This is a genomic window from Arthrobacter sp. 01T414 (genome assembly GCF_056398965.1).
Genome location: NZ_JBFTQK010000001.1, coordinates 1,101,382 through 1,124,368 on the forward strand (window position 1 = coordinate 1,101,382; position 22,987 = coordinate 1,124,368).

Here is a 22,987-nt window from a genome sequence, read left to right on the forward strand (position 1 = left end):
GTCTAACGTCATGACTTTCGAACAACCCCACCCGCAAACCCCAGTCCCGGCGCTGGCCCTGCGCGGGCTGGCCAAGCGCTTCGGCACCAAGATCGCGGTGGACGGCATCAGCCTCGACGTTCCCGCCGGCTCCTTCTACGGCATCGTCGGGCCCAACGGTGCCGGCAAGACCACCACCCTGTCGATGGCCACCGGGCTGTTGCGGCCGGATTTCGGCACCGCCTTTATCCACGGGGTGGATGTCTGGCAGCACCCCCTGGAGGCAAAAAAGCTGATGGGCGTGCTGCCGGACGGGGTCCGTCTCTTCGACCGGCTGACCGGCGAGCAGCTGGTGAGCTACGCTGGCCTGCTGCGCGGCATGAACCGTGAAGTGGTGGCGACGCGGGTCGCGGAACTGCTGGCCGCCCTGGACCTCAGCCAGGACGCCGGCACGCTCGTGGTGGACTACTCCGCCGGCATGACCAAGAAGATCGCGCTCGCCTCGGCGCTGATCCATGCGCCGCGGCTGCTGGTGCTGGACGAGCCGTTCGAATCGGTGGACCCGGTCTCCGCCGCAAATATCCGAGACATCCTGGACCGCTACGTCGCGTCCGGGGGCACGGTGATCGTCTCCAGCCACGTCATGGACCTCGTGCAGCGCATGTGTGACCACGTCGCCGTTGTGGCCGGCGGCCGGGTGCTGGCCGCCGGCACGGTGGACGAGGTGCGCGCCGGCGAGTCGCTGGAGGACCGCTTCGTGCAGCTGGTGGGCGGACGCAGCCAAGCGGAAGGGCTGGAATGGTTGCGCACCTTCTAAGGCTCAAGCTCACCCTGCTCCGCAATGGCCTGCGGCGCAGCCCCTGGCAGCTCGTGGGCCTGGGGATCGGCGTCCTGTACGCCCTGGGGCTGGTCGGCGTCGGGGTTGCCGGTTTGATCCTGCTGCGCCAGGCCGACGTGGCGACGGCGCAGACGGTGGTGGTGCTCGGCGGCACCGCCGCGGTCCTGGGCTGGGCGGTCGTCCCGATCGTGGCTTCGGCCGCGGATATGACGCTGGACCCGGCCCGGTTCACGACCTTTGCCGTGCCGATGCGGAAACTGCTGGCAGGCCTCGCCCTGGCCGGGCTGATTGGCATCCCGGGGGCGGCGACGGCCCTCGTGGCGCTGGCCACCGTGGGCACCTGGTCGCGTGGCTTCCTGGCCGCGGCGGGCGGCCTGGCCGGCGCGGTCCTCGGTGTGCTCACGTGCATTGTGCTTTCCAAGGTGGTCACGGCCGGCACAGTTGGCCTGGCCAGCTCCCGGCGCTTCAAGGACGTCAGCGCGGTCGCATTCCTGATCCCGCTGGTGTTGATGGGCCCGATCCTGGCCGGCGTCTCCCGCGGGATCGCCGGCAATGCCGGGTTCGTGGCCAAGCTGGCGCGGTCCCTCGAATGGACGCCCGCCGGGGCGGCCTGGGCCGTCGGCGGAGAGCTGGCCGCCGGCAGCTACGGACCGGCCGTGCTCAAGCTGCTCATCGCTGCCGCGACTCTCGCCGCCCTGGTCCAGTGCTGGAAGCTCCTGCTGCAGCGTGCGCTCGTCACGCCGCCCTACGCCGGCACCGCAAAGAAGAAGGCAGCGGGCCTGGGGCTCTTCGCCCTGGCTCCGGCCACGCCCACGGGAGCGATAGTTGCGCGCTCGCTCACCTACTGGCTGCGTGATCCGCGCTACGCCGGGGCCCTCGTGGTGGTGCCGCTGCTGCCGGCGCTGCTCTTCTTCCAGGCCAGCCAGACCGGGTTCTACGGAATCCTGCAGTTCGTCGGGCCGCTCGCCGCTTTCCTGCTCGCCTGGTCCATCTCCTCGGACGTCTCCTACGACAGCACAGCCTTTGCCCTGCACGTCGCCGCCGGCGTGCGCGGCCTGCACGACAGGCTCGGACGGGCCGTGGCGTGCCTGGTCTTCGCCTTGCCCACGGTGCTGGTCTTCAGCGTCATCCCAATGTTTTTCACCGGCGACTGGGCTTTGCTGCCGGGCATCCTGGGCCTGACCCTGGGGGTGCTGTTCACCGGGCTGGGTTTGTCCTCCGTGGTCTCGGCGCGCTACACCGTGCCCGTGCCGCTGCCCGGTGACAGCCCGTTCAAAAAGCCGCCGGGCAACGTGGCCCAGACCCTGGCGGTGCAGTTCGGCGGCATGGCGGTCCTGCTGCTCCTGGTGAGCCCGGAGGTGGTGCTGGTGGCCCTGCAGCTGGCGGGCGGCAGCATGGTGCCCGGCTGGATCTGCCTGGTGCTGGGCCCGGTGCTGGGCCTGGGTCTCTTCGCGGCGGGCGTGCGGCTGGGCGGCAAATGGTTCGACTCGCGCACCCCGGAGCTGCTGTCACAGGTGGCCGTCAACCGCTGACCGGGTCCGAGGACCCGGGCCGGTAGCGCCGGAGTGGGATAGCCTGCCGTCCATGGAAATCGTCATCCTGCCCGGCGGCAGGCTGGTCGCCGCCCTCGCCGCCGACGCGATCGAGGGCCTGTTGCGGCGCAAGCCCGAGGCAGTCCTGGGCCTGGCCACCGGATCCTCGCCGTTGCCCGTGTACGAGGAGCTCGCGCAACGGCATGAGCGGGGCGGCCTCGACTTTAGCCGTGCCCACGCCTTCATCCTGGACGAGTACGTCGGGCTCCCCGCGGGGCACCCCGAGTCCTATCGCGAAGTGATCCGGCGCGAATTTACCGACCGGGTGAACATCAGCCCGGACAACGTCCACGGACCCGATGGCGAGGCTGCCGACGTTCCGGCGGCCTGCCGGGCGTACGAGGACGCGATCCGCGCGGCCGGGGGAGTGGATCTGCAGCTTCTCGGAGTGGGCACGGACGGCCACATCGGATTCAACGAGCCGGGGTCCTCCCTGGCCTCCCGGACCCGGATTAAGACCCTCGTGGAGCAGACGCGGCGGGACAATGCCCGCTTCTTCGGGAGCCTGGCCGAGGTGCCGCACCATGTCCTCACCCAGGGCCTGGGCACCATCCTTGAGGCCCGGCACGTCATCCTCCTCGCCACCGGAGCGCAGAAGGCACAGACCGTCCGCGACTTTACCGAGGGGCCGCTGGCTGCCATCTGTCCGGCGTCGGTCCTGCAGCTGCATCCGCATGCCACTGTCCTCCTGGACGAGGCGGCGGCCTCCTCGCTCCGGCTCGCCGATTACTACCGGCACAGCTACGACGGCAAGCCGCGCTGGCAGGGCCTGTGAAGACGCTCCAATGCCCGACGCCGGGAGCCGCCGTCGCGATACCGTCCGAGCCAGCGGCTAAGATGGAAGACATGAGCAGCATGACGGATTCCGCCCTGGAAAATGACCCGGCAAATGCCCCGGCCAACGACCCGATGCGTGAGCTCTCCGGAGCCGGAACGTCGACGGCTACGATTGAGCGCGAGGAACTGCGGCAGGAAGTGGAGCCCGGCGACCGGGAGCGCTTCTCGCACTACGTGCGCAAGGAAAAGATCATGGAATCCGCCCTCTCGGGTGAACCCGTGATTGCCCTGTGCGGCAAGGTGTGGACGCCCGGGCGCGATCCGAAGAAGTTCCCGGTCTGCCCCGAGTGTAAAGAGGTCTATGAGGGCCTCCGCCCGGGCGGCGACGGCGGAGATTCCGGGAAATAGGCCCTTCGACTTAGGCCCCCGCAGCGGGCTGGATCCGTTGCGGCTTCCGGCGTAGATCCGGCACCGGAAGGTGCCCTTGCCCTACTGCGTAGTCCGCCGCGTTCCTGCTGTCCGGTTCATCCGAAAAAGATTGGTGTTTTTGTGCTTAATTGGGTTTCTCCGGAACCGGCAACCATGCGCGGAGGGGAGGACTCCTAAATGACAGAGACACTCTTTGGCGGCCCCGTGCTGCCGCCCGCCTATCCCGAGCGCGCCGCGTGGGGCACCGCCCCGAAGCTGCGCGCGTGGCAGCAGGAGGCCCTGGACAGCTATTTCAGTACCCACCCCAAGGACTTCCTGGCGGTCGCCACCCCCGGCGCCGGCAAGACTACCTTCGCGCTGCGCGTGGCCTCGATGCTGATTGAGGCCGGCGTGGTGAACCGGGTAACGATCGTGGCACCCACGGACCACCTCAAGCGCCAGTGGGCGGACGCCGCCGCGAAGGTGGGCATCGCGATCGACCCGAACTTCAAGAACGCCGACGGCCAACACGGCCGCGGCTTCATCGGCGTCGCTGTGACCTACGCCCAGGTGGCCAGCAAGCCGATGCTGCACCGGGCCAAGACCGAGGCAGCGCGCACCCTCGTGATCCTCGACGAAATCCACCACGGCGGTGAGGCCCTGTCCTGGGGCGACGGGCTGCGCGAGGCCTTCGACCCCGCCGCCCGGCGCCTCTCCCTGACCGGTACCCCGTTCCGCTCGGATACCTCGCCGATCCCGTTCGTCGAGTACGCCGAGGACCGCGACGGCATCCGCCGCTCCAAGGCCGACTACACCTACGGTTACGGCAAGGCGCTCCGGGACCACGTGGTCCGTCCGGTGATGTTCATGGCCTACTCCGGCCAGATGCGCTGGCGGACCAGCGCCGGGGACGAGATGGCGGCCTCGCTGGGCGAAGCCGCCGTCACCAAGGACATCACGTCCCAGGCCTGGCGGACGGCGCTGAACCCGGCCGGCGAGTGGATTCCGGCCGTGCTGGCCGGGGCGGACAAGCGCCTCAGCGAGGTGCGGCGCACCGTGCCCGACGCCGGCGGCCTGGTCATTGCCACCGACCACGAGGACGCCCGCGCCTACGCCGGCCAGTTGAAGAGAATCACCGGCGAATCACCCACCGTCATCCTCTCCGACGACGCCAAGGCCTCCTCCAAGATCGAGGAGTTCTCGGCTGGGGACAAGCGCTGGATGGTCGCGGTGCGCATGGTCTCCGAAGGCGTGGACGTCCCGCGGCTCTCCGTCGGCGTCTACGCGACCTCGACGTCGACCCCGCTGTTCTTCGCCCAGGCCGTGGGCCGCTTCGTGCGTGCCCGCAAGCGCGGCGAGACGGCGTCGGTGTTCCTGCCCTCCGTGCCGCAGCTGATGGCGCTGGCGAACTCCATGGAAGCCGAACGCGACCACGCCCTGGACCGCCCGGAGAAGGAGGACGGCGACGGGCTCTTCAATCCCGAGGACTCGCTGATGGACGAGGCGAACCGCGAGGAGAAGGCCTCCGACACCCTGATGAAGGGCAAGTTCGAAGCGCTGGACTCCCAGGCCTCCTTCGACCGGGTGCTGTTCGACGGCGGCGAGTTCGGCACGGGCGGCGAGGTGGGCTCGGAGGACGAGCTGGACTTCCTCGGCATCCCCGGCCTGCTCGACGCCGAACAGGTGGGCACATTGCTGCGTCAGCGCCAGCACGAACAGCTCAACCGCAAGAACAAGCGCGCCCCGCAGGGGGCAGCTGCCGCAGAGGCGGCGCCGGCCGTGCCGGACCACCGGATGCTGATGGACCTGCGCACCGAGCTGGCCAAGAACGTCGCGGCCTGGTCTGCCCGGACCGGAACCCCGCACGGCGTCATCCACACCAAGCTCCGGACCGTGTGCGGTGGCCCGGCCGTGGCGCAGGCCAACGAGGAACAGCTGCAGACCCGGCTGCGGAGGCTTCAGGACTGGTTCATCGGCCGGAAGTAGCACCGGACGCAAAAAAGGGACCGGGTAACCGGTCCCTTTTTGCTGCCTTTATAGGCGCACTGCCGTCGTTACTGGGCGGCGCCGCAGGTCTGCGAGAGCTTCTGGCCGGCCGCGGTGTACTGGGCCTTCAGCTCATCAAGCTTGCCCTGGTCCGGGTCCTTCTTCGCGGACTCGTCGAGGTAGTCCACGATCGACTGCAGCGGAGCCTGCAGCTCGTCTGAAGCGTTCGCCTCGATCGGCCGGATCTGGTTGGCCAGCCGCGTCATGCCGAACTTGTCCGAGTTGGAGGTCGGCGAGGTGGTGATCGCCTTGACGCGGGAGCAGGTCTCCGCGTTTGTCATCTGCGGAGCCGAGCAGGCGGCTGCGCCGAGCAGGGTCCCGGCAGCGATCAGGACGGTCAGGGTCTTCTTCATGGTGTACTCCGGGAATTTACGGGTCCGACGATTCTGGCAAGGATTCCGAGTCTACTGTGCGGCTCGGGGCAGCGACGAGCTCAGGCGATGTCGACGCCGCCGAACTCCATTTCCGCGAAGGCGTCGTCGAGGTCCTCGGCGATGCCCACGGTGAGCCCGCGCAGCACAGTCACGGAGTATCCGGCCTGCACGGCGTCCAATGCGGTGGCCTTCACACAGTGGTCGGTGGCGATGCCCACCACCACGACTTCCTCGACGTCGTGGCTCTGCAGCCAGTCATCGAGGCCGATGGCGTCCTCGCCAGCGGCGAACTCGCCGGCGGCATCACCGCTGCCGGCGCCGCCCACGGGCAACGAGCCGGGCGTGCGGTCACCGGTGGGGACGGCGTCGTCCGGGGCGAGCAGCCCCTCGAAGCCCGAGTAGGCCGCGGTGAACTGTCCCTTGCGGAAGTAGGCCTGGATGTATTCGGTGTCCAGGTCCGGGTGCAGTTCCGCGCCGCGGGTGCCCGCGACACAGTGCGGCGGCCAGCTGTCGACAAAGTCCGGCTCGTCCGAGAAATGCGCGCCCGGCTCGATGTGCCAGTCCTGGGTGGCCACCACGTGGTCGAACTGCCCGTGGTGGGCGTCGACATATTCGCTGATTTCGGCCGCGAGAGCGGCTCCGCCCTCGACGGGGAGCGCCCCGCCCTCACAGAAATCGTTCTGCACGTCAACGATGATCAAGGCACGTGACATTCAGTCCTCCTCGTAGATAGTGGGGATGGCTGCTTCGCCGCGCTGGAGGCGGTTGACCACGGCCGGGAGCTCCTTCATGCTGTCCGCGTGCCGCCGCCTCGCCCGCACGACGCCCTCGGGGCCGGTCCAGCCGGGCAGCAGTTCGCCGTTCTTGATGAACTGCTGCAGCAGTTGCCGGTCGTTGCCGTCGTCGTCCGGGCGGTGCCCGATGCCGACGATTTCCTGGCTGGCGGTCCCGCGGTCGTTCAGCCTGCGCAGCGCGTACTTGCGGCCGCCCTTGCTGGTCTTGTTCTTGGCTGCCTTGGCCACCGGAATGAACGCGCCGGAGTCGTCGGTGCGGCTGACCAGCTTGTAGACCATGCTCGCCGTCGGCGCGCCGGAGCCGGTCACCAGCGAGGTGCCGACGCCGTAGGAGTCCACCGGGGCGGACTGCAGCGCGGCGATGGCAAACTCGTCAAGGTCCGAGGTGACGATGATCCGGGTGTTCTCGTTGCCGAGTTCATCGAGCAGTTGCCGCACCCACTGCGCCTGCGCCACCAGGTCGCCGGAATCCAGCCGCACCGCGCCGAGCTTGTCGCCGGCCAGTTCGACGGCGGTGCGCACGGCCGCCTCGACGTCGTAGGTGTCCACGAGCAGCGCGGTGCCCGCGCCCATCGAGGCGATCTGGGCCTCGAACGCCTCACGTTCGGTGTCGTGCAGCAGGGTGAAGGAGTGGGCAGCGGTGCCCACCGTCTTGATCCCGTAACGCCGGCCGGCCTCGAGGTTGGAGGTGCTGTCGAAGCCGGCGATCACGGCCGCGCGGGCGGCCGCGACGGCGGATTCCTCCTGGGTCCGGCGGGAGCCCATTTCGACGCAGGGCCGGGTCCCTGCGGCCGTGATCATGCGCGAGGCCGCGGAGGCGATGGCGCTGTCGTGGTTGAGGATCGAAAGGATGTACGTCTCGAGGATGCAGGCCTCGGCGAAGGTGGATTCGACGATCAGGATGGGGGAGTTCGGGAAGTACGCCTCGCCCTCGGCGTAGCCCCAAATGTCGCCCGAGAAGGAGAAGTTCGCCAGGTACTCCAGGGTTTCCTCGTTGACCACCTTCGTCCGGCGCAGGAAGTCGATCTCCTCGTCGCCGAAGCGGAAGCCGGCGATCCCCTCCAGCAGCCGGCCGGTGCCGGCGACAATCCCATAGCGCCGTCCGTCCGGGAGCCGCCGCGCGAAGGCCTCGAACACCGACTTGCGGTGGGCGGCGCCGGAATGCAGCGCAGCCTGCAGCATGGTCAACTCGTAGTGGTCGGTGTACAGGGACGTGCGGGGATGGTCCCAGCCAGCAGAGGTACTCACGAATTCACTCTAATGCGCGTCCCCATAGAATGGACAGATGACCCTCAGCGTTGCGCTCGGCCCTGATACCCAGGAGAGCACCCAGACCGGAACAGCGTCGTTGACCGACGTCCTGACCGCCCCGGACATCCCTTGGAACCTCGTGATCTGGAATGATCCGGTGAACCTGATGAGCTATGTGAGCTACGTGTTCCGCAGCTACTTCGGCTATTCCGAGGCGAAGGCCAACAAACTCATGCTGGAGGTCCATAAGAAGGGCCGCTCCATCGTGGCGCACGGCAGCAAGGAGCAGGTGGAGCAGCACGCCGTGGCGATGCACGGGTACGGCCTGTGGGCCACGGTGGAAAAGGCCAGCGGCGGTAACGGCGGCAAGGGATCGGGCAAGGGCAAGGGAAAACGTGGCTAAGGCGTTCAAATACGGGCTCAAGGGCATCACCGGCTACCTCGAGCCGGCCGAGCGGGATCTGCTCCGCAGCCTCTTCGATGACGTTATTTCCATGCTGGAGCCGGAGGAGCGTGCCAACCAGGATCCGCTGGCCGCGCTGGTGGGGCTGGATCCGGAGGCCCGGGAGCCCTCCGACCGCGCCCTGCGCCGGCTGCTGCCCAACGTCATGAAGGACGACGACAAGGCCTCCCTCGAGTTCCGCCGCTACACCGAGCGCTCACTGCGCGAGAGCAAGATCGGCGCCTTGAAGGCTGCGGCCCTGGGACTGGACAAGGACGAGCTGGTGCTGACGCCCGCCGACGCCCGGCACTGGTCCACCGCGCTGAACGACGTCCGGCTGGTGCTCGCCGAACGCCTCGACATCCGGGACGACGCCGACGCCGAGCACGTGCACCGGATGCAGGACTGGTCCCAGGCCGAGGACGTGGAGAGCTACCTGGCCCTGGTTTACAACTTCACCACCTGGCTGCAGGAATCCCTGGTCCAGGCCATGCTCGCCTCGCTCGAGGCGTAAGCCGGATTCCGGTCTATACAGCCGGTGGGGCCCGGCGTACCGTGACTTAACGTGAGCGAGCTGGCATTGCCGCAACGTCTGACCCGGTCGGTGGGCGGGAGCCCCGTGTCCGAACGCCTTGCCGTGGTCCAGGAGCGGATCTATCGGCCGCTCATTGACTGGGCACGGCGCAGCCCGCTCCACAGCGGCGTCCTGGGCCACTCGGTTCATCCGCTGCTGACGGACGTGACGCTGGGATGCTGGCTCAGCGCCGCCATTCTGGACCTCGCCGGCGGTCCCCAGTCGCGTTCCGGGGCCAAGGTGCTGGTCGGGGCGGGGCTCGCCGCAGCGGTGCCCACCGCCCTCGCCGGCGCCGCGGACTGGGCGGAGATGAGCGGGGAAGAGCGCCGGATCGGCGCCGTCCACGCGCTTGGCACGGATCTTTCGGTCTTCCTGTTCCTGGCATCGCTGATCGCACGGCTGCGCGGCCGGCACAGCCTGGGCGTACGGCTCGGACTCGCCGGCAACGCCGCCGTCACCGGAGCCGGTTTCTTGGGCGGCCACCTGGCGCTCAACCGGGGCACGGCGCGGCGGGTCGGCACCGGAACCTGAAGGCCGGCTGCGGCGGGTCAGGTGTGACCCAACAGACACGAGTCGCTCGACACAATGTGATGGCCGCACCTGTGGCGAAGCCCTATCCTCGAATAATCATGACTTCAGCATCGAGCACGGATCCGGCAGCGGACGCTGCGGCGGAGACCGCAGCGGGCAGTACCGGGGACGCCCGGACGGGGGAGCGCCCCATCGGCGTTTTTGATTCGGGCGTTGGCGGCCTCACCGTGGCTCGGTCCATCATCGACCAGCTGCCCAACGAATCCATCCTCTACGTCGGCGACACCGCCCACGGCCCGTACGGTCCGCTGCCCATTGCCGAGGTGCGGGCCAACGCCCTCGGCGTGATGGACGAGCTGGTGGACTCCGGCGTCAAACTCCTCACTATTGCCTGCAACTCCGCGTCCGCCGCCGTGCTCCGGGACGCCCGGGAACGGTACACCGCACGGTATGGCATCCCGGTGATCGAGGTGATCCAGCCCGCCGTACGGCGCGCGGTCGCGGCCACCCGCAACGGCCGCGTCGGCGTGATCGGGACCTCCGCCACCGTGGGCTCCCGCGCCTACGAGGACACCTTCGCGGCCGCACCGGACCTGGAGATCACGTCCGTGGCCTGCCCGGCGTTCGTGCCCTACGTGGAAGCCGGCATCACCACCGGGCCGGAACTGCTCGCCGTCGCCCGCGAATACCTCGCCCCGCTCACCGCGGCCGGCGTGGACACCGTGGTGCTGGGCTGCACCCACTACCCGCTGCTGACCGGAGTGCTCTCCTTCGTTCTGGGCGAGGACGTCACCCTCGTGTCCAGCGCGGAGGAAACCGCCAAGGACGTGTACCGGGCACTGGCTTCGCGCGGCCTTGAACGAACCGGGACGACTGCCCCGGAACACAACTTCATCGCCACCGGCGACGCCGCGCAGTTCGAACACCTCGCCCGCCGTTTCCTGGGCCCCGAGGTCCTCAGCGTCCGCCACGTGGACCATGTGGCCGCGCAGTACCCCACCGGCAGCCTCGCCCGGATCACCCCGGAAATGATCGCCGCCGCGCAGGCTGCCGCCGGCAGGCCGCGGATCTCCAACTTCGTCTCCTCCGCCTCTGCCTCCGGCGGGGTGCCGCTGGCGGGCCTCCGGAGGTCCGGCCTGTGAAGCTGACCATCGTGGGCTGTACCGGATCCTTTCCGGGGCCCGGCTCGCCGGCGTCGTGCTACCTGCTGACCGCGCACGACGGCGAGCGGAGCTGGAAGATCGTGCTGGACCTGGGCAGCGGCGCGCTTGGCGCCATCCAGCGGTACACCGACCTGGAGGACATCGACGCGATCTTCCTGAGCCACCTGCACCCGGACCATTGCATGGACCTGTGCGGGCTGCACGTCGCGGTGCGGTGGAAGCCGGGCGGCTGGGGGCGCGGCCGGATCCCGGTCTGGGGCCCCGCCGCCACCGCGGACCGGATGGCAACCGCCTACGGCCTGGATCTGGACCCGGGCATGCACGAGGAGTTCGACTTCAGCAACTGGTCCGAACGGAAGCCCGTGACCATGGGCCCGTTCACGGTGACCCCCTTCGCGGTGAACCACCCGGTCGAGGAGGCCTACGCCCTGCGGGTGGAGGTCACCGAACCGGACAAGGACGGCTACCCGGTCACACGGGTGCTGGGCTACTCGGGGGACACCGACTCCTGCAGCGGCCTCGAGCACGCGGCCCGGGACGCGGACCTGTTCCTCTGCGAGGCGGCGTTCGAGGAGGGCCGGGACGACGGCATCAAGGACGTCCACCTGACCGGCAAGCGCGCCGGCGAAGCAGCCGTGGCAGCCGGGGCGCGGCGGCTGCTGCTCACGCACATTCCGGTTTGGACGTCCCCGCCGAAGGTGATGGCCGAGGCCAAGGAGGTCTTCGGCCAGCACGTGGCCGTCGCGGTCGCGGGCGTGCACTACACCGTCTGAGCTGACGTTGGAGGCAAGAGCACGCGCCGGGTCGATATGCTGGAAGGCATGACTTCCGAAGCCCTTACCGCTCCCGTTCTCCGCGCCGATGGCCGCACCCCCGACCAGCTTCGTCCGATCAGCATCACCCGCGGCTGGTCCAAGCAGGCCGAAGGCTCGGCACTGATCGAGTTCGGCAACACCCGGGTGCTCTGCACGGCGTCGCTGACCGAAGGCGTCCCGCGCTGGCTCAAGGGGGAGGGCCGCGGCTGGGTCACCGCCGAGTACGCGATGCTGCCGCGGGCCACCAACACGCGCTCCGCCCGTGAGTCCGTCAAGGGCAAGATCGGCGGCCGCACGCACGAGATTTCCCGGCTGATCGGCCGCTCGCTGCGTTCCATCATCGACACCAAGGCTCTCGGCGAAAACACCATCGTGCTGGACTGCGACGTCCTGCAGGCCGACGGCGGAACCCGCACGGCGGCCATCACCGGCGCCTACGTCGCCCTCGCCGAGGCGATCCGGTTCGCCCGCGAAAACAAGCTGATCGCCCGCAACGCGCAGCCGCTGGTGGACACCATCGCCGCCGTTTCGGTCGGCATCATTGACGGCGTCCCGATGCTGGACCTGCCGTATGTGGAGGACGTCCGCGCCGAGACCGACATGAACGTGGTGGTGACCGGCTCGGGCAAGTTCGTCGAGGTGCAGGGCACCGCCGAGGGCGCGCCGTTCGACCGTGACGAGCTCAACAAACTATTGGACCTTGCCCTGCTCGGAACGGAGCAGCTCGCCGCCATCCAGCGCGAGACCCTGGCCGAAGCCCCGTGAGCGGCGCTCCCGCAGGGGACCAGCCGAACCGGCCGGTCCTGGTCCTGGCAACCCACAACCAGGGCAAGCTGAGGGAACTGCGCGAACTGCTGCGCGGCCAGCTGCCCGGGCTCGACGTCGACACGCAGGTGGTGGACGCGGGCGCCGTCGGAGCCCCCGATGTCGCCGAAACCGGCGTTACCTTTGCGGAAAACTCGCTGCTCAAGGCCCGGGCGGTGGCCGAGGCCACCGGCCTCGTCGCGATCGCCGACGACTCCGGCCTGGCAGTCGACGTCCTGGGCGGAGCGCCCGGCATCTTCTCTGCCCGCTGGGCGGGCCGGCACGGCGACGACGCCGCGAACCTCCAGCTGCTGCTGGACCAGCTTTCCGATGTGCCGGACGAATACCGCGGCGCGGCCTTTGTCTGCGCCGCGGCACTCGCCGTGCCGGGCACCTCCGGCGAGGAGGCCCGGGAAGTGGTGGAATACGGCCAGCTGGAAGGCACGCTGCTGCGGGAGCCGCGCGGGGCCGGCGGCTTCGGCTACGACCCGGTGCTGCAGCCCAGCGGGCTGGACCGCAGCTGCGCGGAACTCAGCCCGGAGGAAAAGAACGCCATCAGCCACCGCGGCCACGCCTTCCGGGCCCTGCTGCCGGCGATCGTGGAGGCGCTGGCGGGCAGGTAGTTCCGGYCGCCGCATCAAAGGCCGCATCAAAAAAGGATGGCGCCCCGCCAGGGGCGCCATCCTTTTTTGGGGAGTGAATGCTTTCCCGGACCGGATTTACGGCGTCTTGCGCTCTTCCTCGGGTTCGTGCTCCTCGATGAATTCATCGACCAGCCCGGTGCCGTACTTCGCCGCCTGGCGCTTGGCGATGAGGCCGCGGATGACCTCGATGCCGATCGGGATGACCGAGAGCAGCACAATCGCGATGAAGATAATGTCCAGGTTGTCCCGGACCCACGGCACCTTGTCGCCGAGCAGGTAGCCGAGCAGGGTCACGCCGCCGCCCCACAGCGCGGCGCCGATCACGTTATAGATGAAAAACTTGCGCTTGCTCATCTGGGCAACGCCGACGATCACCGGGACGAAGGTCCGGATGATGGGGACGAAGCGGGCCAGGATCAGTGCCTTGCCGCCGTGCTTCTCGAAGAACGCGTGGGCGCTCTCGACGTTCTCACGCTTGAACAGCTTGGAGTCCGGCTTGTTGAAGATGGCCGGACCGGCCTTGGAGCCGATCAGGTAGCCGGCCTGGTTGCCGATGATCGCGGCGACGACAATCAGCGCGGCAAACGCCCAGATGTTGAACTTGATCGTGTCCGTCGCGACGAGCAGCCCGGCCGTGAACAGCATCGAATCCCCTGGCAGGAAGAAGCCGATCAGCAGCCCGGTCTCGGCAAAAATGATGCCGCACACCAGGATGACGACCCACGGCGCGAGGGCCGGATCTGCCAGGAAGACCTGGGGGTTGAGCCAGTCGGGCAGGAACGAGGCCAGGTGCGGCTGGACCGGCCCGGCGCCTCCGAGGGTGGTCACGGCGAAGTCGTGCAGGGTATAAGGGTTCACCTATCTAGGGTACTTGACCGGGTGCGGCCGGTTCCGGCGCTAAAGTTGGAGCGTGGGTTTGGACTTTACGGCGATCGACTTTGAGACCGCGAACGGCTTCCGCGGCTCGCCGTGCGCCGTCGGGCTGAGCAAGGTACGCGGCGGTGTCGTCGTCGAGGAGGCCTCCTGGCTGATGCGGCCGCCCGAGAACCACGACGCCTTTGACCACCACAACGTCCGCATCCACGGCATCCGGCCCGAGCAGGTCGCCGGCCTGCCCCGCTTCGGTGAGCTCTTCCCCGAGATCGGTGCCTTCATTGGCGACGACGTGCTGGCCGCCCACAACGCCGCCTTCGACCTGGGCGTGATCCGTTCCGGCCTGGAGGTCTCCGGGCTTCCCGGGCCCGCCTACGACTACGTCTGCACCGTGATGCTCTCGCGCCGTTGCTACTCGCTGGTGTCCAATTCGCTGCCGTACGCCGCCGAGGAAGCCGGCGTCCCGCTGCTCAACCACCACGACGCCGCCGAGGACGCACGGGCCTGCGCCGGCATCCTGATCGACATCGCGGCCCGCAACTGTGCGGCCAGCATCGCCGAACTGTACCTCTCGCTGGGGCTCACAGTTTCGCGCCAACCGGCCTTCGACCCGCGCCGCGACCCGCTCTCCAAGGCCACCCGGTCGGCCCTCGAGGCGCTCGCCGCCGGACAAGGCCCGGCTCCAGCCACCCGCCCGTTCCGCCCCGCTTGGCCGGACGAGGGCGCCAACCCGTTGCCCAATGCCGCGGCAGCCCCGGACCACCCCTTGTTCGGGCAGACCGTGGTGTTCACCGGAGAACTGGCGATTCCGCGGCCGGAGGCGAAGCTGCGCTCCGCCGAGCTGGGGGCCCGCCCAGAAAGCCGCGTTACCGCACGCACCACGGTGCTGGTGGTGGGGGACGGCTTTGTCGCGGCCGACCTGCGTTCGGGCCGGCTGACGGGCAAGGCACGCCGGGTCCTGGAACTCCACGACCGCGGGCAGCGGATCGAGGTGCTCTCCGAGGGGGAGTTCCTGCAGATGGTGGGCGGCCACGTCGCCGCCGCGGCCACCCGGGCCAGCTAGCGCGGTCCGTCCGCGGGTCATACGGCGCAACAATCATTTCGCCCGGGGTCGGGCCGCTCCTAGCCTTGAATGATGAGCAAACTGATCTCTTCACCCGCCCCCGCAGCAGAGGCTCCCGCCGCTGACCCGCAAGGCGCAAGCGTCTGGGGCAGGGTCTTTGCCTTCCCCAATCCGGTGAACGAGTACTCCGCGCGGATCACCGCGGCGCTCGTGGTGCTGCTGTCCCTTGCGACGCTCCTGACCGGCTCCGGCTGGGGGCTGGCAGTCATCGCCGTCGGATTCTGGTTGCGGGTGCTGTTCGGACCGAGGATTTCACCCTTCGGCGTGCTCTCAGTCAAGGTTCTGACTCCGCTGTTGGGCAAGAAACGGCTGGTCCCCGGGCCGCCGAAGCGCTTTGCGCAAGGCATCGGGGCGGCCCTCTCCACGGCGGCCGCCGTCCTCTTCGCCGCAGGTCTGGCTCCGGTCGCCTGGATCCTGCTCGTGGCACTGATTGCGGCCGCTTCGCTGGAAGCCTTCGCCGGCTTCTGCCTCGGCTGCGCCATCTTCGGTTACCTGCAGCGCCGCGGACTTATCTCCGAGGATGTCTGCGAAGCCTGCAACAACATCTCGCTCAGGCGCCCGTAACCGACGCCAGCCGCGCGGCCATGCCGCGGATGACCTCGGGCGCCTCGAGCGCGGCGAGCCAGTCCGCCGGCAGGCACTCCTCGCCGTAATGCGCCCCCAGGATGTTGCCGGCGATCGAGGCCGTGGAATCGCTGTCGCCGCTGTGGTTTACCGCCACCGCGATCGCCGCCCGGAAGTGCTCCGCCGGGCTGGCAGCCGCCGTCGCTTCCGGTGCGGTGGCCAGCACGGCATAGAGCGCGACGGCGAGGGCTTCCTCGGCCACCCAGCCTTCGCCCAGTTCACGCACCAGTTCTTCTGCGCCGAGCAGGCCCGGTGAACTCTCGTCTTCGGACCCGCGTGCGGAGGCGCCGGCAAGGCGCAGGGACGCCGTCAGCCGGTCGACCAGGGCGGGATCCGGCTCCTCGCCCTTTGGCAGGGGGCCGTCCTGCAGGTGCGCGAGCGCGGCTCCCGCCGCGCTGTGCAGGTCTTCGCCATTGACCAGGGCGTGGATCAGCAGGCTGAACACCCCGGCGCTCTGCCGGGCCGCGGGATGCCCATGAGTCAGGGACGCCGCATCCGCGCTCATCTTGTAGACCGCCTCCGCCGGGACGTGGGGAATCAATCCAAAGGGCGCCGAGCGCATCACCGTGCCGCAGCCCTTGGAATCCGGGTTGACCGGCCGGTGGACGGTCCCCATTTCCCCGGTGGCGAGCCCGCTGAGGCAGGCATTGCCGGGAGCGCGGCGGTGCCGGAGCACCTCATGGCTGTCGATCCAGCGCGGCGGCTGGAAGGGGGCGGCATCCGGCAGGGCCACGCCCTGGCTGGCCAGCCAGCGCAGGTAGGAGAGCCAGAGGCAGGCGTTCGTGTCCGCCGCCACGCCCGAGTTGGCCCATTCGAGAGCCTCCAGCAGGCCGTCCACCGTATACAGCGTCATCTGGGTGTCGTCGGAGAAGTGGCTGCCGCCGTCGAGCTCGGCGAAGTCCCGCAGTCCTTCCGGGCCGTACATGGCGCGGATCTCGTCGATTTTCGAGAATTCGACGGCGTAGCCCAGCGAATCGCCCAGCGCGCCGCCCAGCAGGCAACCATGGATGCGGGATTCGTGGGACGGCGTCGGCGCCGCCGGGGTGCTGCCGGACTCGATGTTCATGGCTTCAAATTTACCCCGGTGGCCGGGCCTCCCGGGAACGGGCCGGCCGGGAACGATGCGCCGGACTGGATCGCCGGCATATCCCGGTAGGGTGCTGATGGCGCCATGTTGGCTGTGGTGCCGCGGACATGACCAGCGGACTCAGGCAGGGGAGACGGATGCGCGAACCAGCGTGGCGGAAGACAGGCAGCACGCCGGACTACAGGTTTACGCTCGCCAATGAGCGGACCTTCCTGGCTTGGGTGAGGACCTCGCTGGCTCTGATTGCCGGCGCGCTCGCCATTGACCAGCTGGCGCCCAACATTGCGCCGGGTCCCGTCCGGATCGCCGTCTGCGTCGTGCTGGCTGTCCTCGGCGCCGGACTGGCGGCACTGGCCTACCACCGCTGGGGCCGGATGGAAGCCGCGATGCGCAACAACCGGGAACTGCCGTACTCCGGGCTGATGCTGATCATGACCGTCGGCGTCGCCATTGCCGCGCTCACCATCGCCATCCTGATCCTCGTTGCCCGGTGACCACTGCGCCGCGGGACCCCGGCTTGCAGCCGGAGCGCACCACCCTTGCCTGGGGCCGGACGCTGCTGGCCCTCGTCGTCGCCGATCTGTTCATCTGGCGCACCTGGGCGCTGTCCGGTCCGGAAAGTCCAGCCGCGGGGCGCTTAGACTACCTGGGCCTGTGCGCCGCCGCTGCGCTCGGATCCACCGTGGTCCTCTTCGTCTGCGTCAGGGTGCGCTCCCGGCAGTTGCGCGGCTCCACCGAAGGAGCCCCGGCAGCGTTGATGTTCAGCGCGACGGCGGCTGTCCTGGCGCTCGCCGCGAGCACGGTGGCCGCGATCGCCCTCGGCGGCTAGCTGCCGGCCGCCCGGCAGGCCGCCAGCGAAAGTCCAGCCTCCGCTGGCAGACTCCAATCAGACCATGACCCCCAGCCAAAGGATTCCCGCGCCATGACCATGCCAGTCCAAGCCTCCGAGCCGGGCATCGCCCGGCCGGCCTTCGTCCCCGATCTCCGTCGGACCGGCCTCGCCGCCCGGCTGTCCGCCGAGGCCTTGGGAACCCTCTTCGTCGTGGTGGTGGGCCTGGGCGTGCCGCTGTTCGCCGTTCCGCAGTACAACCCGATGTCCGCCTCGCTGGCTGCGGGCCTGGCCCTCACGGCGGCCATGCTGGCTTTCGGCTACCTGTCCGGCGGCCATTTCAACCCGGCCGTCACCGTCGGCAACGCGATCGCCGGCCGGATCCGGGCCCTCGACGCCGCCGCCTACCTCGGCGCGCAGCTGGCCGGAGCCCTGCTCGGGGCGCTCACGCTGTTCGGCGTCCTGCGCACCGTGCCCAAGCTCAACGGCACGCAGACGGCCTTCGACACCGTCGCGGCGGGCTTCGACAGCCGCTCCGTGATCCAGGCGCCGATGGCCGGCGTGCTGCTGGTCGAGGTGCTCGGCGCCGCCCTGCTGGTCGCGGTCTATCTCGGCACCACCGCGGGACGCAACCCGGCAAAGGCCGCGGCTCCCTTCGCCGTCGGCCTGAGTATGGCCGTGCTGCTGCAGCTGGGCCAGAGCATCGGGAATGCCCCGTTCAACCCGGCGCGTGCCACCGCTTCCGCGATCTTCAGCAGCCCGGACGCCCTGGGCCAGCTCTGGCTCTTCTGGGTGGCGCCGCTGGCCGGCGCCGCGGTGGCCGGCCTGGTGTTCCGTGGTTTTGCCCACACGCCGGGACGGGCGCTGCCCGTCTCCGGCGGCCCCGAGCCGGAAGATGGGTTCGACGACGACGTGGACGCCGGTTCCGCCGTGGAGCCCGTTAGCGCCGGTGGCGCGGCCGACGCCGGGGACACTCCGCGGTCTGCCCCGGCCGATGAAGCCCGCGCCTTCTTCGACAAACCCGACAGGCCCACCCCGTAACGCCGGGCGCCCCGTCACGGGTGCCGGTGCGCTTTACTGTCGGTGCCAGCCGATAGCGTAGTGGCATGCGGTTATTGCACACCTCGGACTGGCACCTGGGCCGTTCATTCCACGGCGTCGGGATGCTCGACGCCCAGCGGGCCTTCATCGACCAGCTCGTCGGCGTCGTCCGTGAAGAATCGGTCGACGTCGTCCTCATCGCCGGCGACGTGTACGACCGGGCGTTGCCCGGCGTCGACGTCGTGGGCCTGCTCGACGACGCCTTGGTGCGGCTCAGCGGTGCCGGTGCGAAGGTGGTGCTGACCAGCGGCAACCATGATTCGGCCATCCGGCTCGGCTTCGCCTCCCGCCTGCTCGAACGCGGGGGAGTGCACCTGCGCACCCGGCTCGCGGAGCTGGACACGCCGCTGTTGCTGCCGCTCCCGAACGACGCCGAATCCGGTGAAGGCGGGTCTGGGGCTGCTGGGTCCACCGACGACGGGCCGGTGCTGGCGATCTACGGCATCCCCTGGCTGGAGCCGCGGCTCGTTGCAGGGCAGCTGGGCGTCGAGACTGCCAGCCACTTCGAAGTGACCCGCGCCGCCACCGCGCTGGTCCGTGCCGACATCGAGGCCCGGTCGCAACACCGGACCGTCCATTCCGTGGTGCTCGCGCACACTTTCGCCAGCGGCGGGATCAGTTCCGACAGCGAACGGGACCTAAGCATCGGCGGGGTCGGCGCCGTGCCGCTCGATCTCTTCGACGGCTTCAGCTATACCGCCCTGGGCCACCTGCACGGCAGGCAGTCGCTCTCGCCCGCGGTCCGCTACTCCGGCTCACCGCTGGCCTATTCGTTCTCCGAGGCGAAGCACCAAAAGGGCGGCTGGATGATCGACGTCGATGCCAGCGGGGTCACTGCCGTCACCGAAGTGTTGTGGGAAGCGCCCCGCCGGCTCGCCACCTTGCGCGGGAAACTCGAGGAACTGCTCTCGAACGAGGAGTTCGCCTGGGCCGAGGGCGCCTACTGCCAGATCACGCTGACCGACGCGCAACGTCCGAACCAGGCCATGGAACGGCTGCGGGCGCGCTTTCCCGACACCCTGGTCCTGGGCTTCGACCCGGAAGGTGCCGAGGCTTCGGCCAAGACCAGCTACAGCAGCAGGCTGGCGCAGGCCGGGGACGATCTCTCGATCTGCTGCGGCTTCCTGGAACATGTCCGCGGCCGCGCCGCCGATGAGGCGGAGTCCGGAGTCCTGGCCGAAGCCCTTGAAGCCGTCCGACTGGAAGGGGTGTCCCGGTGAGGATCCACCGCCTGGATATTTCAGCCTTCGGCCCCTTTGCCGGCACCGAGCGCATCGACTTCGACCGGCTCAGCGCCCACGGGCTCTTCCTGCTCAACGGGGCCACCGGCGCGGGAAAGACCAGCGTCCTGGACGCCATTTGCTTCGCCCTCTACGGCTCCGTTCCCGGCGCCCGGCAGGAAGGGAAACGGCTGCGCAGCGACCACGCCGACCCGGCCGCCGAACCGCGCGTCACCTGCGAGTTCTCCGCGCAGGGCCGGCATTTTGAGGTGTCCCGGACGCCCGCCTGGAACAAACCCAGCGCCCGGGGCAAGAACGGGTTCACCGAGCAGAAAGCCAATACCCTGCTGCGGGAGCGGATCGACGGCGAGTGGCTGGAAAAGTCCGGCCGCAACGACGAGGCGGGAGCTGAGATTACCGCCCTGCTCGGCATGGACCGCGAACAGTTCACCCGCGTGGTGATGCTACCCCAGGGCGACTTCGCCGCGTTTCTGCGTTCCAAAGCGGCCGACCGGCTGGTGCTGCTCCAAAGCCTCTTCGGCACCCAGCGCTTCGAAGCGGTGGAACAGGAACTGGGCCGCCGCGCCGCCGCGGCCCGCAGCGAAGTGGAAAGCCTGAACAACAAACTCGAACTCCTGCTGGCCCAAGCCGAAGCGGAGACCGCGGGTCTGGGCCTGGAACTGGAGGAGGCCCTTGACCGCGCTCAGGCCGAGCAGCTGCTGGACCGGCTTGCGGCCGTTGCGGAGTCGGCCGCCGGGGAACGCCAGGCCGCCGCGCTCAAGGCGGAGCGGCACGGCGCCGATTTGGCCGCCCGGCTGGAGGACGTGACGGCGCGGGCCGCACGCCAGGCGAAACTTGCGGCCGCGGAACACCGGCGGGCCGCAGCCGAGGCAGCGGGCCCCGAGCTGCGGGAGAAAGCTGCCCTGCTGGAACAGCACCGGAAAGCGGAAGTCCTTGGCGGCCAACTGCAGGCACTGGACAGCGCCGAGGCGGCCGAGGAACGGGCGGCCGCGGCCGCCGCCGGCGCGGCCGAGGAGCTCCGCACCGCAGCTCTTACCGACCCGGAGCTGGCCCCGCTGCAGGCTGCCCTCCAGACATCCGGCGGACCGGCTGGCGCGCCACTGCCCGAGGCAGCGGTGCTGCGGAGCGAACTGGGCCGGCTGCGCTCGCTCCGCGCCGTGCTGGAGGAAAGGCTGCCGGACGAGGACCGGCTGGCAACCCTGAAGGACCGGAGCGCCGAACTTCAGCGCACCCTGGACGGGCTGCACACGGCAAGCCGCTCCGGCGCCGCGGCCCTGGACGCCTTGCGCCTCGAGTCCGCCGGCCTCCTTGCAGCACTGGCCCCGCTCGAGGAACTTGCTGCCGAAGTCCAGCTGCGCACCAAGGAAGCCGCCGCGGCGGACGAGCTGGTCGCCATTGTGGGCCGCCATGGAACCGCCGCGGATAACTGTGCACGGATCATCGAACGGCGCCGCGCGGCCCGCGACACCCACCAGGACCGCCGGCAGCGCTGGCTGGACCTCCGGGAAGAGCGGCTCGCCAACGCCGCCGCCGAACTCGCGGCCCAGCTGCGCCCGGACGAACCGTGTCCGGTCTGCGGCAGTGCCGAGCACCCGGCCCCTGCGCCGGCTGCGGCATCCGCCCTGGCCATCGCCGAAGCCGAGAAGACCGCAGAGCAGGACGCCGAGGCGGCGGAGGCCGTGCTGTCGGCGCTGGAGCGCGAACTCGGCGAAGCCCAACAAAGCCTCGCCGTGCTGGCGGCCCAGGGCGGCGACACTGCGCCCGAGGTGGCAAGCAACGAGGCCGCGCTGGCGAAGGAGCGGGCGGCCGAAGCCAGCCGCGCCGCCGCGGAGCTTGCAGCCAACCGGACACGGCGGTCCGAATTGGAGGACGAGGTTTCGGCTGCCGAAGAGGCCCGGACGGCGACTGCCCTGGCCATCGCGGAGGCCGAGGCGTCCCTCAGCGGGGTCCGCGGAGAGGCTGAAGGAATCGAGACCGCCCTGGCCGGCCTGCGCTCCGGGCACGCCACCCTCGGGGCACGGCTCGCGGCGGTCCACGGCGCGACGGCCCTGCTCGAACACGCCGATGCGGCCACCGGCAACCTGGAACAGGCCCGCGTTCGGACAACTGACGCGCGTGCCCACCTTGAGCGGGCGCTGCCGGACGCCGGCTTTGCCTCGGCGGAGGCGGCCCGTTCGGTACTCCTTCCCGCTCCGGATGCGGCCGGCCTGGAAGCCGCCGTCCGTGCCGGGCAGGACGAAGCCGCCCGGCTTACGGAACTCTTCGCCGGTGAGGAACTCGCCCTGGCCGCCCGCGAGCTGGCAACCGACGGCCCGGTGGACGACAGTGCGCTCGATCAGCTCAGGGCCGAGTGCGCCGCGGCGGAACGCGACGCCCGGGAGGCCGCACTGGCCTCCGGACTTGCCGGGAATTCGGTGCGGACCCTGGGCCGGATCTCCGCCGAATACGGGGAGCTTGCGGCAGCCGGCCGGGAACCCCGCGAACGGGCGGCGCTGTGGACCGCCGTGGCCGAGGCGGCCCGCGGCGGCGGAGACAACAACTACCGCATGAGCCTGAACAGCTACGTGTTGGCCGCGAGGCTGGAACAGGTGGCGGCAGCGGCCTCGGAACGGCTGATCGGCATGAGCGACGGCCGCTACACCCTGCAGCACACCGACGCCAAAGCCGCCCGGGGGCAGAAATCCGGTTTGGGCCTCGAAGTCGTGGACCAGTGGACCGGCCAGCGCCGCGACACCGCCACCCTCTCCGGCGGGGAGTCCTTCATGGCCTCGCTCGCGCTGGCCCTCGGCCTTGCGGACGTGGTGCAAATGGAATCCGGCGGAGTGGACATCGAAACCCTCTTCGTGGACGAGGGCTTCGGCAGCCTCGATGAACAATCACTCGAACAGGTCATGGACGCGCTGGAAGGTCTCCGCGACGGAGGCCGTGTCGTGGGCCTGGTGAGCCACGTGGCGGAAATGAAACAGCGGATCACCACCCAGCTCCAGGTGGTCAAAGGCCGCAACGGTTCCACCCTGCACATCTCCGACGACGCCCAGGCCTGAGTCCCCCGCCTCAGGTATAATTCGGAGGGTTAC

Annotated in this window: 24 protein-coding genes; 19 read left to right on the forward strand and 5 right to left on the reverse strand. The window is 69.6% G+C overall.

Annotated elements, in window-relative coordinates:
• The first annotated feature begins 10 nt into the window (after window positions 1-10).
• From AC1DK9_RS05135 to AC1DK9_RS05155, 5 genes are all read left to right on the forward strand, one after another.
• Window positions 11-796, forward strand: a complete 786-nt coding sequence (locus tag AC1DK9_RS05135) for an ABC transporter ATP-binding protein (protein WP_476915190.1) — start codon at window positions 11-13, stop codon at window positions 794-796.
• Window positions 778-2,349, forward strand: a complete 1,572-nt coding sequence (locus tag AC1DK9_RS05140) for a transporter (RefSeq protein ID WP_476915191.1) — start codon at window positions 778-780, stop codon at window positions 2,347-2,349. Before AC1DK9_RS05135 ends, AC1DK9_RS05140 begins: the two co-directional genes overlap by 19 nt.
• 52 nt (window positions 2,350-2,401) lie before the next feature.
• Window positions 2,402-3,184: a glucosamine-6-phosphate deaminase gene (nagB, locus tag AC1DK9_RS05145; RefSeq protein ID WP_476915192.1), complete on the forward strand. Its 783-nt coding sequence runs from the start codon at window positions 2,402-2,404 to the stop codon at window positions 3,182-3,184.
• Window positions 3,185-3,255: 71 nt separating this feature from the next.
• A complete protein-coding gene (locus AC1DK9_RS05150) occupies window positions 3,256-3,594 on the forward strand; it encodes a DUF3039 domain-containing protein (protein WP_476862662.1) in 339 nt (112 codons plus the stop codon).
• Window positions 3,595-3,792: 198 nt separating this feature from the next.
• Window positions 3,793-5,580 carry a DEAD/DEAH box helicase gene (locus AC1DK9_RS05155; RefSeq protein ID WP_476915193.1) on the forward strand — a complete coding sequence of 596 codons (1,788 nt, stop codon included), beginning with the start codon at window positions 3,793-3,795 and terminating at the stop codon, window positions 5,578-5,580.
• Between the two features lie 68 nt (window positions 5,581-5,648).
• On the opposite strand, the gene AC1DK9_RS05160 is transcribed toward AC1DK9_RS05155, so the two are convergent.
• The 3 genes from AC1DK9_RS05160 to AC1DK9_RS05170 all read right to left on the reverse strand — a co-directional run bounded on the left by AC1DK9_RS05160 (window position 5,649) and on the right by AC1DK9_RS05170 (window position 8,056).
• Window positions 5,649-5,993, reverse strand: coding sequence for a hypothetical protein (locus tag AC1DK9_RS05160; protein WP_476862664.1), 345 nt, complete (start codon window positions 5,991-5,993; stop codon window positions 5,649-5,651).
• A gap of 80 nt (window positions 5,994-6,073) precedes the next feature.
• A complete protein-coding gene (locus AC1DK9_RS05165) occupies window positions 6,074-6,727 on the reverse strand; it encodes an isochorismatase family protein (RefSeq protein WP_476915194.1) in 654 nt (217 codons plus the stop codon).
• Window positions 6,728-8,056, reverse strand: coding sequence for a nicotinate phosphoribosyltransferase (locus tag AC1DK9_RS05170; RefSeq protein ID WP_476862666.1), 1,329 nt, complete (start codon window positions 8,054-8,056; stop codon window positions 6,728-6,730).
• Window positions 8,057-8,093: 37 nt separating this feature from the next.
• On the opposite strand from AC1DK9_RS05170, the gene clpS reads away from it, so the two are divergent.
• Genes clpS through rdgB form a run of 7 tightly spaced genes read left to right on the forward strand, consistent with a single transcriptional unit; the run spans window position 8,094 to window position 13,011 of the window.
• Window positions 8,094-8,462, forward strand: a complete 369-nt coding sequence (gene clpS, locus AC1DK9_RS05175; protein WP_476862667.1) for an ATP-dependent Clp protease adapter ClpS — start codon at window positions 8,094-8,096, stop codon at window positions 8,460-8,462.
• Window positions 8,455-9,015, forward strand: a complete 561-nt coding sequence (locus tag AC1DK9_RS05180) for a DUF2017 domain-containing protein (protein ID WP_476862668.1) — start codon at window positions 8,455-8,457, stop codon at window positions 9,013-9,015. Before clpS ends, AC1DK9_RS05180 begins: the two co-directional genes overlap by 8 nt.
• A gap of 51 nt (window positions 9,016-9,066) precedes the next feature.
• On the forward strand, window positions 9,067-9,606 hold the full coding sequence (locus tag AC1DK9_RS05185; protein ID WP_476915195.1) for a DUF2231 domain-containing protein: 540 nt from the start codon (window positions 9,067-9,069) through the stop codon (window positions 9,604-9,606).
• Between the two features lie 59 nt (window positions 9,607-9,665).
• Window positions 9,666-10,748 (forward strand): glutamate racemase, encoded by a 1,083-nt coding sequence (murI, locus tag AC1DK9_RS05190; protein WP_476915196.1) that lies wholly within the window; start codon window positions 9,666-9,668, stop codon window positions 10,746-10,748.
• Window positions 10,745-11,542: an MBL fold metallo-hydrolase gene (locus AC1DK9_RS05195; RefSeq protein WP_476915197.1), complete on the forward strand. Its 798-nt coding sequence runs from the start codon at window positions 10,745-10,747 to the stop codon at window positions 11,540-11,542. Before murI ends, AC1DK9_RS05195 begins: the two co-directional genes overlap by 4 nt.
• Before the next feature lie 48 nt (window positions 11,543-11,590).
• Window positions 11,591-12,349, forward strand: coding sequence for a ribonuclease PH (rph, locus tag AC1DK9_RS05200; RefSeq protein WP_476862672.1), 759 nt, complete (start codon window positions 11,591-11,593; stop codon window positions 12,347-12,349).
• Window positions 12,346-13,011, forward strand: coding sequence for an RdgB/HAM1 family non-canonical purine NTP pyrophosphatase (gene rdgB, locus AC1DK9_RS05205; RefSeq protein WP_476862673.1), 666 nt, complete (start codon window positions 12,346-12,348; stop codon window positions 13,009-13,011). The genes rph and rdgB overlap by 4 nt, the downstream gene beginning before the upstream one ends.
• Window positions 13,012-13,107: 96 nt before the next feature.
• Here rdgB and AC1DK9_RS05210 read toward each other — a convergent pair whose 3' ends face one another.
• Window positions 13,108-13,875, reverse strand: coding sequence for a VTT domain-containing protein (locus tag AC1DK9_RS05210; protein WP_476862932.1), 768 nt, complete (start codon window positions 13,873-13,875; stop codon window positions 13,108-13,110).
• A 67-nt stretch (window positions 13,876-13,942) separates the two neighbouring features.
• Between AC1DK9_RS05210 and AC1DK9_RS05215 the strand changes: the two genes are divergently transcribed.
• Together AC1DK9_RS05215 and AC1DK9_RS05220 are read left to right on the forward strand one after the other, a co-directional pair.
• The gene (locus tag AC1DK9_RS05215; RefSeq protein ID WP_476915198.1) at window positions 13,943-14,968 is read left to right on the forward strand and encodes a 3'-5' exonuclease; all 1,026 of its coding nucleotides are present in this window, start codon (window positions 13,943-13,945) and stop codon (window positions 14,966-14,968) included.
• Between the two features lie 72 nt (window positions 14,969-15,040).
• On the forward strand, window positions 15,041-15,592 hold the full coding sequence (locus AC1DK9_RS05220; RefSeq protein ID WP_476915199.1) for a DUF4395 domain-containing protein: 552 nt from the start codon (window positions 15,041-15,043) through the stop codon (window positions 15,590-15,592).
• Here the strand turns inward: AC1DK9_RS05220 and AC1DK9_RS05225 are convergent.
• A complete protein-coding gene (locus AC1DK9_RS05225; RefSeq protein WP_476915200.1) occupies window positions 15,579-16,718 on the reverse strand; it encodes an ADP-ribosylglycohydrolase family protein in 1,140 nt (379 codons plus the stop codon). The genes AC1DK9_RS05220 and AC1DK9_RS05225 overlap by 14 nt on opposite strands.
• A gap of 158 nt (window positions 16,719-16,876) precedes the next feature.
• On the opposite strand from AC1DK9_RS05225, the gene AC1DK9_RS05230 reads away from it, so the two are divergent.
• From AC1DK9_RS05230 to AC1DK9_RS05250, 5 genes are all read left to right on the forward strand, one after another.
• Complete coding sequence (locus AC1DK9_RS05230) at window positions 16,877-17,233, forward strand: YidH family protein (RefSeq protein WP_476862677.1); 357 nt, start codon at window positions 16,877-16,879, stop codon at window positions 17,231-17,233.
• Window positions 17,230-17,568, forward strand: coding sequence for a DUF202 domain-containing protein (locus AC1DK9_RS05235; RefSeq protein WP_476862678.1), 339 nt, complete (start codon window positions 17,230-17,232; stop codon window positions 17,566-17,568). Before AC1DK9_RS05230 ends, AC1DK9_RS05235 begins: the two co-directional genes overlap by 4 nt.
• A 93-nt stretch (window positions 17,569-17,661) precedes the next feature.
• A complete protein-coding gene (locus AC1DK9_RS05240) occupies window positions 17,662-18,609 on the forward strand; it encodes an MIP/aquaporin family protein (protein WP_476862679.1) in 948 nt (315 codons plus the stop codon).
• Between the two features lie 65 nt (window positions 18,610-18,674).
• Entirely contained in the window at window positions 18,675-19,889 is a 1,215-nt protein-coding gene (locus AC1DK9_RS05245) for an exonuclease SbcCD subunit D (RefSeq protein WP_476862680.1), read from the forward strand.
• Window positions 19,886-22,954 carry an AAA family ATPase gene (locus AC1DK9_RS05250; RefSeq protein ID WP_476862681.1) on the forward strand — a complete coding sequence of 1,023 codons (3,069 nt, stop codon included), beginning with the start codon at window positions 19,886-19,888 and terminating at the stop codon, window positions 22,952-22,954. The genes AC1DK9_RS05245 and AC1DK9_RS05250 overlap by 4 nt, the downstream gene beginning before the upstream one ends.
• Window positions 22,955-22,987: the final 33 nt, after the last annotated feature.

Coding starts and splice junctions, on each gene's coding strand:
- AC1DK9_RS05135 (WP_476915190.1), top strand. CDS start 11: ATGACTTTCGAACAACCCCACCCGCAAACCCCAGTCCCGGCGCTGGCC.
- AC1DK9_RS05140 (WP_476915191.1), top strand. CDS start 778: ATGGTTGCGCACCTTCTAAGGCTCAAGCTCACCCTGCTCCGCAATGGC.
- nagB (WP_476915192.1), top strand. CDS start 2,402: ATGGAAATCGTCATCCTGCCCGGCGGCAGGCTGGTCGCCGCCCTCGCC.
- AC1DK9_RS05150 (WP_476862662.1), top strand. CDS start 3,256: ATGAGCAGCATGACGGATTCCGCCCTGGAAAATGACCCGGCAAATGCC.
- AC1DK9_RS05155 (WP_476915193.1), top strand. CDS start 3,793: ATGACAGAGACACTCTTTGGCGGCCCCGTGCTGCCGCCCGCCTATCCC.
- AC1DK9_RS05160 (WP_476862664.1), bottom strand. CDS start 5,993: ATGAAGAAGACCCTGACCGTCCTGATCGCTGCCGGGACCCTGCTCGGC.
- AC1DK9_RS05165 (WP_476915194.1), bottom strand. CDS start 6,727: ATGTCACGTGCCTTGATCATCGTTGACGTGCAGAACGATTTCTGTGAG.
- clpS (WP_476862667.1), top strand. CDS start 8,094: ATGACCCTCAGCGTTGCGCTCGGCCCTGATACCCAGGAGAGCACCCAG.
- murI (WP_476915196.1), top strand. CDS start 9,666: ATGGCCGCACCTGTGGCGAAGCCCTATCCTCGAATAATCATGACTTCA.
- rph (WP_476862672.1), top strand. CDS start 11,591: ATGACTTCCGAAGCCCTTACCGCTCCCGTTCTCCGCGCCGATGGCCGC.
- AC1DK9_RS05220 (WP_476915199.1), top strand. CDS start 15,041: ATGAGCAAACTGATCTCTTCACCCGCCCCCGCAGCAGAGGCTCCCGCC.
- AC1DK9_RS05225 (WP_476915200.1), bottom strand. CDS start 16,718: ATGAACATCGAGTCCGGCAGCACCCCGGCGGCGCCGACGCCGTCCCAC.
- AC1DK9_RS05230 (WP_476862677.1), top strand. CDS start 16,877: ATGCGCGAACCAGCGTGGCGGAAGACAGGCAGCACGCCGGACTACAGG.
- AC1DK9_RS05240 (WP_476862679.1), top strand. CDS start 17,662: ATGACCATGCCAGTCCAAGCCTCCGAGCCGGGCATCGCCCGGCCGGCC.
- AC1DK9_RS05245 (WP_476862680.1), top strand. CDS start 18,675: ATGCGGTTATTGCACACCTCGGACTGGCACCTGGGCCGTTCATTCCAC.